The 18,300-nt window shown below is 69.6% G+C and carries 17 protein-coding genes; 6 read left to right on the top strand and 11 right to left on the bottom strand.

The genetic code is table 11. The features are described 5' to 3' along the window. Nucleotides 1-22: 22 nt before the first annotated feature. Complete coding sequence (locus LKD76_RS20980; protein WP_227985346.1) at nucleotides 23-532, bottom strand: polyadenylate-specific 3'-exoribonuclease AS; 510 nt, start codon at nucleotides 530-532, stop codon at nucleotides 23-25. Between the two features lie 159 nt (nucleotides 533-691). On the opposite strand from LKD76_RS20980, the gene LKD76_RS20975 reads away from it, so the two are divergent. The 3 genes from LKD76_RS20975 to LKD76_RS20965 all read left to right on the top strand — a co-directional run bounded on the left by LKD76_RS20975 (nucleotide 692) and on the right by LKD76_RS20965 (nucleotide 2,978). Continuing rightward, the gene (locus LKD76_RS20975) at nucleotides 692-2,077 is read left to right on the top strand and encodes a class II 3-deoxy-7-phosphoheptulonate synthase (RefSeq protein ID WP_227983009.1); all 1,386 of its coding nucleotides are present in this window, start codon (nucleotides 692-694) and stop codon (nucleotides 2,075-2,077) included. Nucleotides 2,078-2,090: 13 nt separating this feature from the next. Continuing rightward, nucleotides 2,091-2,483 (top strand): hypothetical protein, encoded by a 393-nt coding sequence (locus LKD76_RS20970; RefSeq protein ID WP_227983008.1) that lies wholly within the window; start codon nucleotides 2,091-2,093, stop codon nucleotides 2,481-2,483. A 273-nt stretch (nucleotides 2,484-2,756) separates the two neighbouring features. Further along, nucleotides 2,757-2,978: a hypothetical protein gene (locus tag LKD76_RS20965; protein WP_227983007.1), complete on the top strand. Its 222-nt coding sequence runs from the start codon at nucleotides 2,757-2,759 to the stop codon at nucleotides 2,976-2,978. Nucleotides 2,979-2,998: 20 nt separating this feature from the next. On the opposite strand, the gene pknB is transcribed toward LKD76_RS20965, so the two are convergent. Then, on the bottom strand, nucleotides 2,999-4,975 hold the full coding sequence (pknB, locus tag LKD76_RS20960; protein WP_227983006.1) for a Stk1 family PASTA domain-containing Ser/Thr kinase: 1,977 nt from the start codon (nucleotides 4,973-4,975) through the stop codon (nucleotides 2,999-3,001). A gap of 136 nt (nucleotides 4,976-5,111) precedes the next feature. Here pknB and LKD76_RS20955 point away from each other — a divergent pair, with 136 nt between their 5' ends. After that, nucleotides 5,112-5,480: an Rv2175c family DNA-binding protein gene (locus LKD76_RS20955; protein WP_227983005.1), complete on the top strand. Its 369-nt coding sequence runs from the start codon at nucleotides 5,112-5,114 to the stop codon at nucleotides 5,478-5,480. Here the strand turns inward: LKD76_RS20955 and LKD76_RS20950 are convergent. From LKD76_RS20950 to LKD76_RS20935, 4 genes are all read right to left on the bottom strand, one after another. Beyond that, nucleotides 5,381-6,460, bottom strand: coding sequence for a phytoene/squalene synthase family protein (locus LKD76_RS20950; protein ID WP_227983004.1), 1,080 nt, complete (start codon nucleotides 6,458-6,460; stop codon nucleotides 5,381-5,383). The genes LKD76_RS20955 and LKD76_RS20950 overlap by 100 nt on opposite strands. Beyond that, nucleotides 6,457-8,082: an alpha-(1->6)-mannopyranosyltransferase A gene (locus LKD76_RS20945; RefSeq protein ID WP_227985345.1), complete on the bottom strand. Its 1,626-nt coding sequence runs from the start codon at nucleotides 8,080-8,082 to the stop codon at nucleotides 6,457-6,459. The genes LKD76_RS20950 and LKD76_RS20945 overlap by 4 nt, the downstream gene beginning before the upstream one ends. Before the next feature lie 84 nt (nucleotides 8,083-8,166). Continuing rightward, a complete protein-coding gene (gene crtI / locus LKD76_RS20940; RefSeq protein WP_227983003.1) occupies nucleotides 8,167-9,744 on the bottom strand; it encodes a phytoene desaturase family protein in 1,578 nt (525 codons plus the stop codon). Further along, nucleotides 9,741-10,880, bottom strand: a complete 1,140-nt coding sequence (locus LKD76_RS20935; protein WP_372465912.1) for a polyprenyl synthetase family protein — start codon at nucleotides 10,878-10,880, stop codon at nucleotides 9,741-9,743. Before LKD76_RS20935 ends, crtI begins: the two co-directional genes overlap by 4 nt. A 309-nt stretch (nucleotides 10,881-11,189) precedes the next feature. Between LKD76_RS20935 and LKD76_RS20930 the strand changes: the two genes are divergently transcribed. Both LKD76_RS20930 and LKD76_RS20925 read left to right on the top strand, forming a co-directional pair. After that, nucleotides 11,190-12,188, top strand: a complete 999-nt coding sequence (locus LKD76_RS20930) for a methylenetetrahydrofolate reductase (protein WP_227983001.1) — start codon at nucleotides 11,190-11,192, stop codon at nucleotides 12,186-12,188. 146 nt (nucleotides 12,189-12,334) lie between these two features. Further along, nucleotides 12,335-13,039: a hypothetical protein gene (locus LKD76_RS20925; RefSeq protein ID WP_227983000.1), complete on the top strand. Its 705-nt coding sequence runs from the start codon at nucleotides 12,335-12,337 to the stop codon at nucleotides 13,037-13,039. Here LKD76_RS20925 and LKD76_RS20920 read toward each other — a convergent pair. The 5 genes from LKD76_RS20920 to LKD76_RS20900 form a co-directional block, all read right to left on the bottom strand. After that, complete coding sequence (locus LKD76_RS20920) at nucleotides 13,023-14,198, bottom strand: glycosyltransferase family 2 protein (protein WP_372465909.1); 1,176 nt, start codon at nucleotides 14,196-14,198, stop codon at nucleotides 13,023-13,025. The genes LKD76_RS20925 and LKD76_RS20920 overlap by 17 nt on opposite strands. Nucleotides 14,199-14,265: 67 nt before the next feature. Then, entirely contained in the window at nucleotides 14,266-14,988 is a 723-nt protein-coding gene (locus tag LKD76_RS20915; RefSeq protein WP_372465907.1) for an LppM family (lipo)protein, read from the bottom strand. 81 nt (nucleotides 14,989-15,069) lie between these two features. Beyond that, nucleotides 15,070-15,918 (bottom strand): carotenoid biosynthesis protein, encoded by an 849-nt coding sequence (locus tag LKD76_RS20910; RefSeq protein ID WP_227982999.1) that lies wholly within the window; start codon nucleotides 15,916-15,918, stop codon nucleotides 15,070-15,072. Beyond that, nucleotides 15,915-17,477, bottom strand: coding sequence for a phytoene desaturase family protein (locus LKD76_RS20905; protein WP_227982998.1), 1,563 nt, complete (start codon nucleotides 17,475-17,477; stop codon nucleotides 15,915-15,917). The genes LKD76_RS20910 and LKD76_RS20905 overlap by 4 nt, the downstream gene beginning before the upstream one ends. Beyond that, nucleotides 17,474-18,100 (bottom strand): GNAT family N-acetyltransferase, encoded by a 627-nt coding sequence (locus LKD76_RS20900; protein ID WP_227982997.1) that lies wholly within the window; start codon nucleotides 18,098-18,100, stop codon nucleotides 17,474-17,476. Before LKD76_RS20900 ends, LKD76_RS20905 begins: the two co-directional genes overlap by 4 nt. Between the last annotated feature and the right edge of the window lie 200 nt (nucleotides 18,101-18,300).

The following is an 18,300-nucleotide window of genomic DNA, read 5'->3' as shown; positions in this document are numbered from 1 at the left end:
GGCCGCGAGTCGTTGGGCCGGCTCAACGCCGGTCGACAGCCGCACCGCCGCGCCGGAATGCCTCGATCGCCTCGTACTTGGCCAAATTGTGCCGGGCGTCGGCGAGCGCGTCGTGGGCGTCGGCGGGCACCGGCGGCAGTTCGGGACGCCCGTACTGATCCCAGTGCTGGCGCAGTTCGTTGGTGTAGCGCGGCAGTGCCGCCGGCAGGTCCACCATCGATCCCCACAGCTGGCACAGGGCCACGTGATCGTAGGCCCCCGCCCATGCCCACAACTCCGGTCGCACGGCGGGCCGCGGCACGAGGAATTGATAGAGCTCGTCGCGAATCCGCTGCCGGCTGCGCCACAGCGGCGAGGACGGCGAGGGAAGTTTCGGCAACACATTGCGCCGCACCCACTGCCCGGCCCGCTCCGGATCGAATTCGGTCGACACCGCGTAGTATTCCCGGCCGTCCTCGCAGACCACACCGATCGAAATCAGGTCGATCGTCGTGCCGTCCTCGATGAATTCCGAGTCGTAGAAATACTTCACGCGGTTCATGCCTTTCCCGGTTCGGCGTGCGGCGATATTCGAGCCGACGCTCCTGGTCCGGCCCGCGCTAGAGGGTACGGCCCGGTCGGTCCGGACGTATTCATCGCCCCCTACCCTCCGGGTTACCCGGTGATTGCGCGTGGTCCGTATTCTGAACTGGTGAACTGGACCGTCGACGTACCGATCGATCGCTTGCCGGAACTGCCACCGTTGCCCGCCGAGCTCCGTCGGCGTCTCGACGAGGCACTCGCCCGCCCGGCCCTGCAGCAGCCTTCGTGGGATGCGGAGCAGGCCGCAACCATGCGTACCGTCCTCGAGAGTGTGCCGCCGCTGTGCGTGCCCGCCGAGGTCGAGGAACTGCGCCGGCATCTGGCCGAGGTGGCGCGCGGCGAGGCGTTTCTGATGCAGGGTGGCGACTGCGCGGAGACGTTCGCCGACAACACCGAACCGCATATCCGTGGCAACATCCGCACCCTGCTGCAGATGGCCGTGGTGCTGACCTACGGCGCGAGCCTGCCGGTGGTCAAGGTCGCCCGGATCGCGGGCCAGTACGCCAAACCCCGGTCCGCCGATGTGGACGCGCTGGGCCTCAAGTCCTACCGCGGCGATATGGTCAACTCCCTCGTCGCCGAGGCCGCCCCTCGCGAGCACGATCCGTCCCGGCTGGTGCGGGCCTACGCCAATGCCAGCGCGGCGATGAATCTGGTGCGCGCGCTGACCGGCGCCGGAATGGCCGATCTGCACAAGGTGCACGATTGGAATCGCGATTTCGTGGCGCAGTCGCCGGCCGGGGCCCGCTACGAGCAGATGGCCTCCGAGATCGACCGCGGTCTGGCCTTCATGAACGCCTGCCGGGTACAGGACCCGAGCCTGCAGTCGGCCAAGATCTACTGCAGCCACGAGGCCCTGGTTCTCGACTACGAGCGCGCGATGCTGCGGTTGGCCCAGAACGCCGCCGGTGATCCGGTGCTCTACGACCTGTCCGCGCACTTCCTGTGGATCGGGGAGCGCACCCGCCAGCTCGACGGCGCGCATATCGCCTTCGCCGAACTGCTGGCCAACCCGATCGGCATCAAGATCGGCCCGTCCACCACGCCGGATCAGGCGGTGGAGTACGTCGAGCGACTCGACCCCAACAACGAGCCGGGCCGGCTCACGCTGGTGGCCCGGATGAGCAATATGAAGGTTCGCGATGTGCTGCCGCCGATCATCGAGAAGGTGCAGGCGACCGGACATCAGGTGATCTGGCAGTGCGATCCCATGCACGGCAACACCCACGAGTCCTCCACCGGCTACAAGACCCGTCACTTCGATCGCATCGTCGACGAGGTGCAGGGTTTCTTCGAGGTGCATCACGCGCTGGGCACCCATCCGGGCGGTCTGCACATCGAACTGACCGGTGAGAACGTCACCGAATGCCTCGGTGGCGCCCAGGACATCTCCGATCTCGATCTGGAGGACCGGTACGAGACGGCCTGCGATCCGCGCCTGAATACCCAGCAGTCCTTGGAATTGGCATTCCTGGTCGCCGAGATGCTGCGGTGACGGACCGGATCTAGTGGACGTCGTATTTCGCAATGACGAAGGCCCCTCGCGCGGTGACGGCCGCCCGCGCGGGGAGGGGCCGGCCAGCGCACAGAGCTCGACTCGAATCGGCAGTGCCGACCGCACCATCCTGCGGTTGCTGCGTGATCGTGACCGGGACGGTATTCCGTCGGAGGTCGTCCTCCGCGACGGCAGCCGGTTGCTGATCTTCAATATTTGCTGGGGATACGAGATCTCGTGGGATTTCGAGGTGTCGCGGGGCTACGCGCCGGCCGCGGCCGCCGCCCAGATCACGACCAATATCAGCCCGAGTATCGGTGGGGTGTCGGTGGAGGTTTTCACCACCGCCGCGGTGGTCGCGGTCAACGACCCGGAAACGGGCACACCCCTGCTGACGGTCGGCTGATCGGACCGGGGTGCCCGTGGCGTGATCGTGACATGATTCCGCACAAGTTAACTGTTCGGTTGCTGAACCCTGAAACCTGCACTAGGTTTCCAGGCGTGGGACTGCAGCGGCAACAGGCTGTGCGGGACATGCTCGGAGAGGATCGTTATGCAGGGCGTATCGGTAGCCAGAGGATTGCGTTCGTCTGCTGATCATTCGATTGCCGGTGGTCGGCTCGCGAACAGGCCGGTTGCGGCCCTTGCTGAACATGTACTCGAGATCGAGGGCGTCCCGGTGACGATCGTGATCGAACGCCCTGAGGTCGACCGCGCGGGCATCGCCTGGCGGTGCCGGTTGCGGGTGGTACGCGGGAACGGTCGGCTCGAACAATCGCAGGTGGTCGGCGTCAGCGCCGGCGCGGTACTGCAGCAGGCCCTCGATCTGGCCGGGGAGCGACTGGGCATCAGTGCGGCCGAACTACTCGGTGGCGCCGATGTGGGCGGTGTGCTGCCCTGAGCGGAACGGCCTTGACGGAGTCAGAAGGGCAGGACCGTGAGCGTCACCGTGGATCCGGGCGCCACATTCGACCCGGCGAACGGTGACTGCACGCGCACCGTGCCCCGGTCGCCACTGAACACCTGGTTCAGCACCACTTTCAGGCCCAGACCCTCTAGTTCGGTGCGGGCCGCTGCGGCGTTCTTACCCGTGACATCCGGAACCTGAACCGAATTGGAGATGATCAGGGTGACCGAACTGCCGGACAGCACCTGCGTGCCGGCCGCGGGATCGGTGCCGGCGACCTGCCCCGGCTTGACCCTGCCATCGAATTCGTCGCGGGTGCCCGCCACCGAGATCCCCGCGTTCTGCAGCACCGATTTGGCTTCGTCCACTGTCTTGCCGCGCAGATCGGGCAGGCGCACCGGCTGCGAACCCTTACTGCGATAGACCTTCACCTGGGCGCCGGTGGGCAGAACGGTTCCGGGCGACGGTTCCAGTTGTGCCACCGAACCCTTGGGCGCCGTGCTGGGGCGCTCGCCGCTGTCGACGGGCTGCAATCCGGCATCGCGGATGAGCTGATTCACCGTCTTCGCATCCTGGCCCGGCTGGAATTCGGGCACATGCGGCTGCCCGCTCGACACCAGCACCGCGACCGTCGATCCCTTCAGCACCCGCGCCCCGGCCGAGGGATCGGTGCCCACCACCCCGCCGACCGGGATGATGTCGGAGGCCCGGTCGCGCGTCGTCGTGCCGAACCCGGCGTTCTTCAGAGTCGTGGCGGCCTGTTCACTGCTCATCCCGGCGATCGGCGGGACCGAGGAATACCGGCCGACACCCAGCCACCAGCCGCCGATACCCAGCAGCAGTGCCAGCGTGACGACCACGGCCGCCCAGATCAGCACCCGGCGCCGCGATCGGCCTCGATCGGGCAGGAATTCCTCCCGGTAGGGCGGCTGCGGTGGCTGACGCGGCCGCTCGGGCTCGGGCATCGGATGGGCCGCCGTCATGACCTTGGTGTGCGAGGGTTCGGCGGCCAGCCTGGTCGTGGCCTCGGTGACCGGGCCGCCGACGTGCGGGGGTTCGTGCATCGCCGCCGGGGTCTGCGGCACTCGATAGCGCGCGGACAGGTGTTCGGCCGATTCGCGCGGTGCGGGCACGCGATAGTCGGGCAGCTGTAGGGCGGTCGCCAGGCGATGCAGTTCGATCGCCATCTCGGTGGCGTCGGCGAAGCGATGGGCGGGCTCACGGGCAGTGGCCCGGGCGACCAGCTCGTCGAATTCCGGCGGCACCCCGTCGATGAAGTCGCTCGGGCTCGGCACATCCTTCTCCACCCGCTGATAGGCGATCGAGAGCGAGGTGTCGCCGGTGAAGGGAACGCGGCCGGTGAGCATTTCGAAGATCAGGATGCCGAAGGAGTAGACATCGCTGCGGGCATCGGCGCTACCGGCGGTGACCTGTTCGGGCGACAGATACGCCGCGGTACCGAGGATGACGCTGGCCGAGGTCAGATTCGATCCGGCCACCGCCCGGACCAGCCCGAAATCGGCGATCTTGACCTCGCCGGCATCGGAGATCAGCACGTTCTCCGGTTTGATATCGCGATGGACCAGGCCGGCGGCGTGCGCGACGCCGATCGCGCGCAGGACCGGCTCGGCGACCGCGCGCACCGCGTGCGGTGGCATCGGCCCGCGTTCGCGCAGCAGTTCGCGCAGGGTGCCGCCCTCCACCAGCTCCATGATGAGGAACGGGTACTCGCCGTCGATGCCCTGGTCGTACACCGCGACCAGCGACGAATGCTTCAGTTTGGCCACGGAGCGGGCCTCGAATTCGAACCGGGTCAAGAACTGTGGATCGCCGGAGAACTTCGGGTCCATCACCTTGATCGCCACGGGCCGGTCCAGCCGGGTGTCGACTCCCCGGAAAACCATCGACATCCCACCGCGCGCGATCGGCGCGTCGATGCGGTAGCGCCCGTCCAGCATCTGGCCGATCAACTGCTGTCCTCCGAGTTTCACCTAGCGGGTGCCGCCCCCACGACGGCATACCCGATCGTATAGGCGCGCGCCGTCACGGTCTCTCAGGACGTGCTCATGGTGGTCGGGAAACGGGGCGTACGCTGTACCTCCACGCGGACGGGCTACCGTTGTGCCCGTGAGTGCATTTCCTTGCAGCGATGATGTCGTTCCCGAATCGGTCACCCTGCTCCCGTTGCCGGACGTGGCCGACCAACTCGGTATCGCGGTGACCAAAGTGCATCAGATGCTGCGCGATCATCAGTTGATCGCGATCCGCCGCGGCGGCATCGCCGGAATCCCGAAGGATTTCTTCGATTCCTCGGGTGCGGTGGTCAAACCACTGCCCGGTCTCATCACCGTGATGCGGGACGCGAAGTACAGCGACGAGGAAATCCTCCAGTGGGTCTACACCGTGGACGAATCGCTGCCCGGGCGGCCCGTCGACGCCATCCACGGCCCGCTGGCGCGTGAGGTCGTGCGTCGCGCCGCCGCCGAACCGTTCTGAGCCGGCGTCGCGGTCACCGCTGATACCGCTGGCAGCCGGAGTCCGGTGCCGAATTCGGTGATCGCGACCCGGAGCCGCCGCGATGTGGGAACCGTTGCGCGCCGGTCGAATACGGCGTAGTCGTGGTCCTCGATCCGGTCGAGGATCTCGGCGTACAGCACGGCCGCGGTCCGGATCGCGGGCCGGACCCGCGGCTGCAACAGATCGATTCCGGGCATCGCGGTGCGGTAGACGGCACGGTTGACCGCGATCAGGTGGGCGAGTGCGCGGCGGACCCGCGTGTCGGTGCGGCCGGTGTGCCGGCAGTGGGCGAGTAGATCGGTGCTCACGCCGAAGGCGGCCAGGGCGTCGGCCGGCAGGTAGACGCGCCCGCGGTCGAGATCCTCGCCCACATCGCGCAGGAAATTGGTGAGCTGGAAGGCCTCGCCGAGGGCCGCGGCGGCCGGCTCGGCCTCGGTGACCGGGCCGACGGTGCCGAGGATCGGCAGCAGTTGCAGCCCGATGGCCGCCGCCGAACCGCGCATGTACTCCCGCAACTCGGCCATATCGGCATACCGGTCGCGGAACGCCGGGCCACCCGGCACGTCCATGCGCATCGCGTCGAGGAAGGTCCAGAAGTGTTCGGGCGCAACATCGAATCGGGTGACGGTATCCACCAGCGCGGTCAGCACACGGTCGTCGATCACCTGCTCGTCGCCCGATGCCGCGCCGGGCGCGGCGGGGGCCAGGGCCGCACGCAGGCACAGTTCGATCCGGTCCAGCCGGGCGCGGGCCCGCGTCGGCGCCGCACCGGTGTCCTCGGCGTGATCGACGATGTCGTCGACGGTGCGGGCAAAGGCGTAGAGGGCGTGCACCGCGGCCCGGCGAGGTGCCGAGAGCAGCCGGGTGGCCAGGAAATAGGTGCGGCCATGGGCGGCGGCGATCGCCTTGCAGTGCCGGTACGCGGCGGCCGGATCGGCGTCGGCACCGCGGCGGGTCATTGCTTGGATCTGCCCGAGTCCGCGCGCAGCCGCAGCGGATCCACCTTGCGCAGCGACAGCGCCGCCACCACCGCCACGAAGGTGGCCGCGGCGACGTGCCAGATGTTGTAGAGGCCGATGGAACCGCCCGGCTGGAACACCAGCATCAACCAGGTGCACAGCCCCACCAGCACCATCAGGGTCGTGGTGGACATGGCGAAACCGGCTGCCAGCGCCAGCGGCCACGAGTAGTACCAGGGCAGCGCGGCGGGGGACAGGATCACGATCGCGACGAAGGCGATGAGAATACCCATCACCGCCTGCCGTTCGGTGTTCTTGTAGCGCCACCAGGTCCAGGCCAGGATCAGCACCAGTGCGACCGCGCAGAGCCCGCGCGTCCACACCAGCACCTCGCCCAGGTTCAGCGGCGTCACCCAGGTGATCATGTGCGCCATGATGGTCGGCAGCGACAGCCAGTTGATGATCTTCTTCGATCCCGACAGCGCGGTGAGCCAGCCGATGCCGACCCCGGCGGCGGCCGAGGCGGCCACGAAGACCACCGCGAAGACCGATACCCCGAGCCCCGCGATCTTGACGAACGTTCGAATCGGATGGGGGAGCGGCCCTTTGTTCTCCGCCGCCCGCCGTTCGCGTTCGTGAATCATCCAGATCCACACCAGGAACGGCAGCGCCACCCCCGCGGTCGCCTTGATCGCGACGCCGATCGCGACCACCACGATGCCCGCCGCGTGGTGACGTTCGAGCACCAGTGCGATACCGGCGGCCATCAGCCCCACCATCAGCATCTCGTTGTGCACGCCGCCGATGAGATGGATGAGCACCAGCGGATTGAGCACCGCCAGCCACAGCGCCACCGTCGGTTTGCCGCCGAGGTGTTTGGTCAGGTGCGGGACGGCCCACATCATCAGTGCCAGGCCCGGCAGCATGACCAGCCGCATCGCGATGGTTCCGGCGACCACGTTGTCACCGGTGATACTGGTGATGGCCTGGCCCATGAGCAGGAAGATCGGGCCGTAGGGAGCGGTGGTGGTGGTCCACACGGGGCTCACATTGTCCAGCAGCACACCGGGATTGACCACCGGTCCGACCGTGTAGGGGTCGAAACCGTCACGAAGCAGCGCGCCCTGCGCCAGATACGAGTAGACGTCCTGGCTGAACATCGGGACGGCGAACAGCAGCGGCAGGATCCAGATGCCGACGGTCACACGCAACTCGTTGAGGGTGACGGCGCTCGCGGATCGGTCGGCGCCGCGGTACGGGCCGGTCCCGATGGTGATGCGGCCCAACCGGACCCAGGCGATGATCATCGACAACACGCCCAGCCACACCACGATGGTGGCCAGCGCGTAGCCGTGGCCGAAACGCAGCCAGGACAGATGGGCCGATTCCAGCAGCGGATCGCTGCGGCGCACCGCGCCGGCGCCCAGACCGCCGAAGGTGATCATGACCGCACCCCAGAAGCCGAGCAACGCGGCGTGGCCCTCGGGGCTGCGGAAGAAGTCGCCGGCCCAGCGCGTCCACCAGCGGACGGTGTGCGCGGTGGGCTCCGGAATCGGTAGCGCGGTCACCGGTGCCGTGGTAACCGTGCTGGTCACAGGCGATGTCACGGGTGCGGTATCCATATCGGGGGTCGGCATGGTTCGTCTTCCCCCCGGGATGTCGGTGCGCGGTCGAGACCGCGGCTGGTGGTGTGGTCGCGGGCCAGTTTAATGGGTTGTCGGCAACCCTAGCGCGCCGGTCGGCGCGGTGGCGCCGACGACGTGCCGGAAGGTGCCGATAACACGTTCAGCGGCCAGTTTGCCCGATAACAGTGCCGTCGGCACCCCGACACCCGGCGTGGTCCCGCACCCGGCCAGCACGACGTTGGCGGGGGTGCGCGCGAGGTTGCGGGTCCGGAACGGCCCGGTCTGGCGGAACAGGTGTGCCGCGGAGAACGGAGTGCCGGCGATCATCCCGCTGTCGTACCAGGTCCGCGGGGTGTCGAGATGGTCGGCGGTGAAGTGATCGGCGATGCCGCGGTAGCCGCGTGCTTCCAGCACCCGCAGCAGCTCGCCGAGGTAGGCCGGGGCGATCCGGGGCCAATCCAGTGGTGCCGCACGCAGATTCGGGCACGGCGCCAGCAGGGACAGCGGCTCGTACCGGCGGGTGCCGCGGGTGACGAACTGGCCGGGATCCGACAGTGCCGGGCGGGTGAGCAGCAGCGACGGATCACTCATCAGCCGCCCCCGGTGCGGCCGGGCGGCGATCTCGGTGAAGGTGCGGTCCCACTCCTGCCCGAAATCGATGGTGTGGTGGGCTTGCAGCGGCCACTGCGCCGCGATCTCGGCCGGGATCAGACCATGTGCGACGACCGCCGACGGCGCTGCGCGCAGCGGGCGGCGGCGGTGGATGCCGAACCGGTCCAGGGAGCCGAGGTCGGCGGTCAGCACCACCACGTCGCACTCGTGCGCGCGCCCGTCCGCGGTCCGGACGCGGCGGGCGCGCCCGTCCCGATACTCGATGCCGGTGACCTCGCAGTTCAGCTCCAGCTGCCCTCCGGCGCCGGTGAAGGCGTCCGCGAGCGCCGCGCTGATCGCGCGCATGCCACCGGTCGGGAAGTACACCCCCAGGGAGGTGTCCATATGCGGAATCGCGCCGTAGACGGCCAGCGCCTGGCCGGGGGCGGTTCCGGCGTAGAGGGCCTGGAAGGTGAACAGCCGGGCCAATGTCGGATCGTCCAGGATGCGGCCCACCCGCGGGCCGAGGCGGCCGAACGCGCCCAGTCGCAGCAATTCCCACAGCGCCGCGCGCTTGGCGGGGATGCGAACCATATCCAGTGGCGAGTCGAAATTGGTGTCCATGAACTCGCCGTAGGCGGCGGTGTAGATCCGGGCCAGCCACTGCCGTAGTTCCAGATAACGCCGCTCCTGGGCCGCACCGCGGACCCGTCGCACCTCGGCGGCCATCAGCTCGGGATCGGAGTACACCGCGATGGTGGCGTCGTCGGCGAACCGCGCCCGATAGGCCGGATCGAGGCGGTGGATGCGCAGATCGTGGGCCGCGGCATCGGAGCCCACCGCGGCCAGTGCGTCGTCGACGAGGCCGGGCAGGGTCAGAACGGTGGCGCCGGAATCGATCTCGTAATCCGGTCCGCGGTAGACGCCGACACGGCCGCCGGGATGGTCGGCGCGCTCGAGCAGGGTGACCGTGCGACCGGCGCCGGTCAGATACAGCGCGGCGGCCAGACCGGACAGGCCGGCGCCGACGACGACGATTCGATCCGTCGGCCCCGCAACGGTTTTCATGCCACCCGCCGGGTGGCGGCCAAGGCCATGGCCCGCAGCTTCGCTCCGGCTTCTGGGGTGACCGCGCTGGCCGCCAGCGCGGTCAGGCCCCGCTCGGTGAGCTCACCGATGCGCCGCTCCACATCGTCGACCGCGCCGAGGTCGGTGATGATGGTGCGCAGTGCGGTGACCTGTTCGGCGCTGAGATCGGCGCCCAGCGAGTCGCGTAGCAGCTGGGCCGCCGCGGGATCGGTGGCATCGGCGCGGCGCAGCGCCTCAGCCACCAGGACGGTGCGCTTCCCCTCGCGCAGATCGTCCCCGGACGGCTTACCGGTGACGGCCGGATCGCCGAAGACGCCGAGCAGGTCGTCGCGCAGCTGGAAGGCGATGCCGATATCCGTGCCGAACTCCCGGTAGGCGGTGATCAGTCCGGCATCGGCGCCCGCCAGCGCGGCCCCCAGATGCAGCGGCCGCTCGACGGTGTAGGCGGCGGTCTTGTACCGGTTGATCCGCAGCGCCGCGGCCACCGAATCGTCGGCCCCGGCCTCGCCGTGCACATCGAGTAACTGCCCGCCCATGACCTCGGTGCGCATCGCGGCCCACACCGGCGCGAAGCGCGCGCGCGACTCGGCGTCGAGACCGGCCGCCGCCACCATGTCGTCGGCCCACGACAGGGCGAGATCACCGATCAGGATGGCGACGCTCACCCCGAAATGCCCGGAATCCCCGCCCCAGGCGCGATCGCGGTGACGGTGCTCGAAGTCCACGTGCACGGTGGGGAAGCCGCGCCGGGTGCGGGAGGAGTCGATGATGTCGTCGTGGATCAGCGCGCACGCCTGCACCAGCTCCAGGGCCGAGCAGGCGGTGAGTACGGCGCAGGCCTGCTCACCGGCCGGATCGCCACCAGCACCCAGCCATCCGGTCCAGGCGAACGAGGGGCGGGTGCGCTTACCGCCGCGCAGCACGAAATCCTCGAGGGCGGAGGCGGCCGAGACGAAGACCGGACCCAGCTCCTCGACCAGTTCGCCGCGACTCGCGAAGAAGTCGGTCAGTGCCTGCTCGACCGCGCTGATCAGCTCGGCGGAGTCGTTCGGCACCGGGCGTGCCGGGCTGGCCGGACCAACGGACAACGCAACCTCCAGATAGTTTCGTCGCATCGGCGGGCAGAAGACCCCCCGTGCGCCGATCGCGTATCGATCCGTTCCGGCGGGTGACCGGCCGGATCACCGAGAACTTTACTGCGTCGATTTCACAGCTCGACAAGGCAGTCGTCACCGCGTGAACTCGGTCGCAGTGGCAGGCACCCGCGCGCTCGCCGGCGGCCGCGCACCGTGGCCGGCAGGCCGGATCGGCGCGGGAGGGGCGTCGCGCCCGGCTGGCGGTGGATACGCCCACGGGGTGCCCGGCCCGGGGGCGAAGACACCGTGGCGCACCGCCGGGACCAGCGCCCCTACTACACTGGACCGGTGAGTTTCGACAACGTACGGGGACGATCGACCCCTGGCCGACCTTCCCGGACGCCGCAGGTTTCCGGAACTCCCTCCGTGGTGGGGCAGCTGCGTCCCCGTCCCGACGGCACCGTGCCGTTCTCCGTGGAATTCAACCCGCCACGCGACGAGGCGGCCGAGGCGCGGCTGTGGCGTGCCGCCCGCGAATTCGAGCGGATGCATCCGGCCTTCGTCTCGATGACCTACGGCGCGGGTGGGTCCACCCGCGATCGCACCGCCAGGATCACCGGTCAGCTGGCCCGCGAAACCACTCTGCTCACCGTCGCCCATCTGACCGCGGTCGGGCACAGTGTGGCCGAGCTGCGATCCATCATCGGCAGCTACGCCGACGCAGGCATCCGCAACATGCTCGTCCTGCGCGGAGATCCGCCCGGTGATCCGCTGGGGGAGTGGACCAAACACCCCGAGGGCGTCGAATACGCCGAGGAGCTGGTTCGCATGGTGTGCGGTCTCGGCGATTTCCACGTCGGGGTGGCGTCGTTCCCGCAGGGCCACTACCGCTCTCCGGATCTCGACCACGACACCCGCTTTTTGGTGTCGAAACTGCGTGCGGGAGCGGAGTATTCGATCACCCAGATGTTCTTCGACGTGGAACACTATCTGCGCCTGCGGGATCGGGTCGCGGCCTTCGACGCCGAGCAGGGCGCCAAGCCAATCATCCCGGAGTTGATGCCGATCACCTCGCTGCGCACGGTGCAGCGGGCCGAGGAGCTGTCCGGCCGGGCCCTGCCCGCGCAGGTGATGCAGCGGCTGGAGCGGGCCGCCGGTAACGATCCGGAGGCCAACCGCAACGCGGTGCGCGCGGCCGGTATCGAGATCGCCACCGAGATCGGGCAGCGGCTGATCGACGAGGGCGCGCCCTGCCTGCATTTCATCACTCTGAACTTCGCCAAGGCCACCACCGAGGTGCTGACGAATCTGGGCTATACGGTGACTCCGGCGGTCGTCAGCGCCTGATCGACGCCACACCGGCGAGTTGCCGCGGATTCGCGGCTGTCGGCGGTACCGTCTCTGCACCGTGATGACGCGGAGGTCCCGAGTCGTGTGTGCGTGACCCGCGGACCGACCTGGTGCGGATGTTCCGCCTGATGCAGGAGACCCCGATGGCCGTGGTTAGCAGTGTCGTCCGCCTTTCCGCCGTGCTCGCCGTGACCGGCGCGCTCACCTTCGCGGGCGCGGTGACCGCCGGTGCCGCGCCCCCCGATCCCCGGGCGGCGATCGCGGCAGTCGGAACACCGGCCGCCGCCACCGATTTGCTCGGCGCCTACCAAGCCGCGGTGGACAGCTTGAAACAGCTCGGAATCGAGCCGTTCCTGTACCCGTCGGCGGCGGCGTTCTGCCAGGACGGCAGCACGCTGGGACTGGTGCCGGCGCTGGCCGGCGCGGTGCCCGGTCCGTGGCCGAAGCTCGCGGTGCCGGTGCCCGGACTGGATCTGTCCGCGGTGAAATCCGGGCAGACGATGTTCGCGTTCGTACCCTACGGACTCGGTCCCGACACCGCCGACACCTCGGGTATGCAGGTCGCCTGGTTCAACGCCTCGACCGGCCGCGGCGGATTCGCGGCCATGGGGCCGATGTCGCAGATCGTCGAGTCGATGATTCCGCGGAATCTGCCGCCGGAGGTGCGGCCGGCCTTCGAGCAGGGGATTCGGAATTTCTTCCTGTCCGCGCTCCCGCTGGGCGGGGTGCGCGCGGTCCCGGTGGACACGGGTTCGGGCACGGTGCTCGCCGCGATGTTCGGCACGGTGCGCAACGGCGATCACACCTGCCTGTTCCTGCCGACCGTCGGCATCACCTCGGTGCCCTGACCACCGGCCGTCCCTTCCAGGTCAGCGCGCCGCGCCGGCGTAACCGGTGCGACCGCGCCGACAGCCGCAGATACGCGGCGACCGATACCGGATGTGCGAGGGCGGCGACGAGGTCGGCGCCGCGCGGCCCGGTCCCGGACTCGAGGGACCGGGCGAGCAATCGGCCGGTGACGCCGAGCCCGTAACCGAGGACGCCCGTGCGGCGTACCCGTCCGGTCCCGAAGACCGCGGCCAGCGCGGGCGCCACGTAGGCCAGCGCGGCCACCGACCCCACCGCGAGGGTGCCCGCGGCGGAACCGTAGGCCGACCACAGCCAGCGGGTATATCCCTCGTCGACTTCCCGTGCGCCCCTGTACATCCGGGTGCTCGCGAGCGGTCCGGCGGCGACCAGCGCGGTGCGGTGTCCGGCCCGGCGCAGCACCCGGGCCAGCGCTAGATCCTCGGTGATCGATCCGGCTACGGCGGTATGTCCGCCGACCGCGCGGTAGACCATGGTGTCGAAGACCAGGAACTGCCCGCACGCCACCGCCGTCGACGGCCGCAGACTCCGATCGGCGAGCCGCACCGGCAGTGTCGTCGCCCACGACCAGCACAGCAGTGGCTGCACCAGGGCCTCGGCCACCGATCCGGCTCGCTGACAGGGCCAGGGCGACACCAAACCCGCACCACTGCGGCGCAATTCACTCACCGCCGCGGCGAGTGCCCGCGGCCGCAACCGCACATCGGCGTCGAGGAAGATCAGCGCGCCCGGGGGCGGATCCGTGGAATCGGTCGTAATGCCCGCGATCTCGGCCAGCCGCGCGCACGCGGCCGTCTTACCGGTCCAGCCCGGTGCCGGAGGCAGATCGGCGGAGACGACCGAGAAGCGCTCGTCGTCGCCGATCGCCGTGACCGCGGCCGGGAAGGTGCCGTCGGTGGAACCATCGTCGAGAATCCATACCCGAAGCCGGGAAATACCTTGCTGGGCACGCAGATCGGCGATCAGGTGCGGCAGCCGGGAGGCCTCGTCGCGGGCCGGGACGACGACCACCACCGGCTCGATCACGGGTGCGGATTCGGGGCGCAACCGGCGCATCCCCAGCCGATTCACCAGTGCCGCCGCGCAGCCGGCGCCGGCGATCGCCGTGCCCGCGGCGACGAGCGGACCGGACAGGTTCACGGCGACGTCTCCGGTCTGTTCGCCGGGGCCGGAGGATTGGTCACCCCGGTGCCCATCGGCCCCCGGATCAGGCGTCCTGTCCGACGCGCCGTTCGGCGCGCGGGCGCCACGGCGGTGTGGGATTGCGGGTCAGATATGCCAGCACGGCGACGATCGCGGCCACCGCGAGCGTGATTCCACCGACGATGCCGGCCCAGCCCGCGAAGGAGCGGGTGTTGGGATCGGCGTAGCTCACCTCGGCGCGCACGGTGCTGACATCACCGGCGGGCAGCTTCCACGACACCGTCGAATCACCTTGCCGGGTGCCGTTGGTGGTGGCCACGCGCGCCGGGAACGCGACGGTGAACTGCACGTCCGAGCCCTGCGGCGGAACGGATTTCAGATCCACCCGACCACTGAGCGTGACCTTGTCGCCGGTCCGGATGAACTGCAGGGTGAACATGCCCTGGGTCTGATCCGACAGGGCGCCCAGTTGCTGGACCTCACCGAAGGTCAGATCGTCGAAATAGACCTGGCTGCCGACGTATCCGTCCTGGCTGTAGGGCTCCACCCGGATCTTGGTGGCGAGTGTCTCCGGCGCCTTGAGCTCGGGTCCCTTGTCCTTGTCGTTGGCCGGGATGACCGCGGCGACCAGATGTCCGGAGACCCGGTCGTTGGACGACACTCCCATCGACACCTGCATCCGCAGGCAGCCGGTCAGCAACGGCGCCAGCAGGGCGGCCAGCAACGCTACGGACCAGATGCGATGACGCCGGTGTCGGCGCGACGGGGCGAGGGTCGACTCAGGCATCGAGAGTGTCGGACGCGGCTGCACGGCACACATCGTGCCATGCGCCGGCGTGATCGTCGGCACGCGACGGGCGTTGCCGCGCTACGGCCCTGTTCGCCGCATCGGAGGCCGGCCCGGAAATCCGGGGTTTCCTCGATCCGGTCCCGCGCCCGGGCGCGTGCCGCCGCCTGCGGTGCGCGCCGCTCGCACGAGCACCACCAGCATCGGGACCGCGACCACGCCGAGTCCGATCAGGCCGTAGAGCGCCGAGACCGGCAGTCCGAGAAACGCCGCGTGTGCCAGCGCCGATCCGAACCAGGTCCACAGCAACACCGCGATCGGCACCGCGGGCGCGAAGATCCGTTCCGGGCAGCGGCGTTCGAGGCCGATCACCAGCGTCGTCATCACCGCCGCGACCGCGAACCAGCCGAGATAGTTGGTGTAGGGGATATCGGACAGGCCGGGCAGTCCCGGTAGCGCCGAGCACCAGCGCCACTGTCCGTCGTCCACCATCTGTGGATCCAGGAACAGATCCCAGCCGACCGCGCCCGCCGCGGTGAGCGCGATCTGCGCGCCGCTGCTCCGGCACAGCAGTCCCGCCGCCACCCGGATCGGATACAACCCGCCCACCCACGCCAGCGGTATCAGCAGCGGCACCCCGGCCAACTCCGGGCCGAGTCGTCCGTCCGCGTAGCCGTAGCAGCCGAACGGAAATCCGGATGCGGTGCCGATCATCTCGGCGAGACCGCCGAGACCGGCCACGATCAGGAGAAATCCGGCCGCGTAACCGAGCCCCCGGACCGCGCGGGCGTGCAGCAGCGCGGTCGCGGCCGACAATCCGACCACGAGGACCGTGACCCGATCCCGCGCCGCGCCGTCAGTGAGCGGGTAGGCGATCTGCGCGGCAACCCAGGCCAGAGCCGTCAGCGCCGGCCACCGTGCGGCGGTCATCGCCGGGGGAGACGACGACGCCGCAGCGTCCGCGACACCAGCCGGGCCGCGGTGCGCCCGCTGGCACCCGAGACGCCGCCACCGGGATGGGTCGAGGCGCCGGTCAGATACAGTCCGGGCGCGCCCGGCACCCGCTGTCCGGACAGCTCGGGCAGCGGACGCCAGAAGAACATCTGATCCAGCGACATCTCGACATGCATGACATTGCCGCCGAGCAGGCCGAGCTCACGCTCCAGATCGGCAGGGGTCTGCACGTGGCGCTGCCGCACCGTCTCCGCGAAACCCGGTGCGAACGTGTCGACCTCGGCGATGATGCGGTCGGCCTCGCGGTCGCCGTGCGCGCTCCAATCGCTGCCGTCGGCGAGCCGATGCGGATGCCATTGCGCCCACAGCGACAGTTGATGTTCACCGGGCGGTGCGATCGTCGGATCGAGGGCGCTGAAACTCATCGCCAGGACGGCGGGGCGCGGCGGTAGTTCCCCGGCCAGCGCGGCGGCATGGCCGAGGCGCAGTTGCCGGCGATCGGTCACCAGCAGTTGTAGTCCGCGCGCGGATTCCGCGGTCGTGGCCCCGGGGTAGGCCGGCAGCCCGGTGGTGGCGGCGCGCACCACCATGCCGATCCCGGGCCCGACCCGGATCCGGCGTCGCCAGTCGTCGATCACGGTGCTGTCGAATCCGCCGCGCCGCAACAGGTCGAGGGTGGTCAGTACATGGGTGCCCGAGATCACGGTGCGAGCGAACAGATTTCGGCCCGCGGCCGTGCGGACCCGCCAGCCGTCGCCGGTGCGCCGCAGTTCGGTCACCGCGTCACCGGGTGAGACGACCCCGCCATCGGCGCGCAGGCGGGCCACCAGCGCGGTGGTGAGCGCCCCGCTGCCGCCGACCGCGCGACCGGGCGGGAGGATGTGCATCGGGGCGGCGAATCCGGCCATGGGCGCGGTGCCCGGCTCCGACATCGGCGGACCCGATTGCGCGCCGAACCAGGCCAGCGCGGCCTTGAGCCGCTCGTCGTCGAACCAGGTGTCGAGCAGGGCGTCGCCGGACTGCAGGAATTCCCGCGACAGGGCGCTGCCGCCGGCGCGGGCGTCCAGCCCCCAGAACGACCGCACGAATCGTCCCGGGGTGGGCGCGCCGCCGAAGGCTCGCATCACGCGCTGTGCTCGCGGCCCCCAGAGGCCGGCGAATCGCCGGTAGGCCTCGGCGTCGCGAGCCCCGCAGGCCCGCTCGATCGAGGCGCAGGTGCGGTCGAGATCGCGATGGAAGACGATCGGAACGCCCGCCGACCCGGGGGGTGCGGGGGCGAAAGCCCAGGGATCACAATCGATGTAGCGCAGTCCGAACCGCGCGAGCTCGAGTTCCTCGACGATCCCGGTGTGCCGGATCATGATGTGTGCCGAGGAACCGCGATCGACCTGGTGGCCGGGGAAGCGTTCCACGGTCGATACCGCTCCGCCCAGCACCTCATCGCGTTCGAGAACCTCCACCGGATGTCCGTCGCGCGCCAGATAACAGGCCGCGACCAGGGCGTTGTGTCCGGATCCGATGATCAGGGTGGTCACTGTGCCGGCACTCGCAACGGCAGCTGCCGGCCGAGGACGGCGAAACGCCGGGTATCGCCGGAGAAGACGAAATGGCGGACCACATCGGTGAACCCTTGCCGCCGGTACAGCCGCCACGCGCGATTGTCCTCGCGGTCGACCTCCGGGGTGGACAGCAGCACCGCCGCTTCGGTGCGCTGTTCCAGCAGTCGCACCAGCAGGGTTTCGCCGATGCCGCGTCCCTGCGCCGCCGGGTGCACATGGAGTTCGGTGAGTTCGAAATAGTTCGACAGCAGTTCCCGCGCCGCGTGTTCCGGCCAGCCCGAACGGCGCATCCCGGTGTGCACCTGCTGATGCCACCACTGATGGGGCGCACCGTGGTAGCCGTAGGCGATCGCGACGATCGGCGCCTTGCGCAGATCGACGTGGCCGTCGGCGTCGGGAACGACAGCGGCCACGGCCTGCCAGCCGGGCCGGGTGGTGTGCTCGGCCCACATCGGGGCGCGGTGATGTTCGGTGCCGCGCGGATAGTCCATCGCCGCCACGTACACCGCCAGCGCGTCGTGCAGGCGATGGCGCAGGGTCGCGGCCGAGAGGTCGACGACGACGGGGGCTGGGGTCTGGTGCTGCCTCACGGCGGTCATCTGCGGGGAGCCATATCTTCGGGGGCCGTCTCTGTCTGTCGGAGGGCCGCGGCGGTCGCGGCCGGGTGCGGGTGGGCCATATCCAGGGTGCGCGGCTCTCGTTCGGCGCGAAAGTCTGTCGGTGGTCGTCTCTATATTCACATTCAATTGAAACGTTCGAATACCTGTTCGGTTCGTTCGGTCGACCGGGTCGGGTACGC

Origin of the sequence: Nocardia spumae (assembly GCF_020733635.1) — a bacterium.
Lineage (GTDB): Bacteria > Actinomycetota > Actinomycetes > Mycobacteriales > Mycobacteriaceae > Nocardia > Nocardia spumae.
Note: the sequence above shows the minus strand (reverse complement) of the source record. Positions and strands in the feature narration are given on the sequence as shown.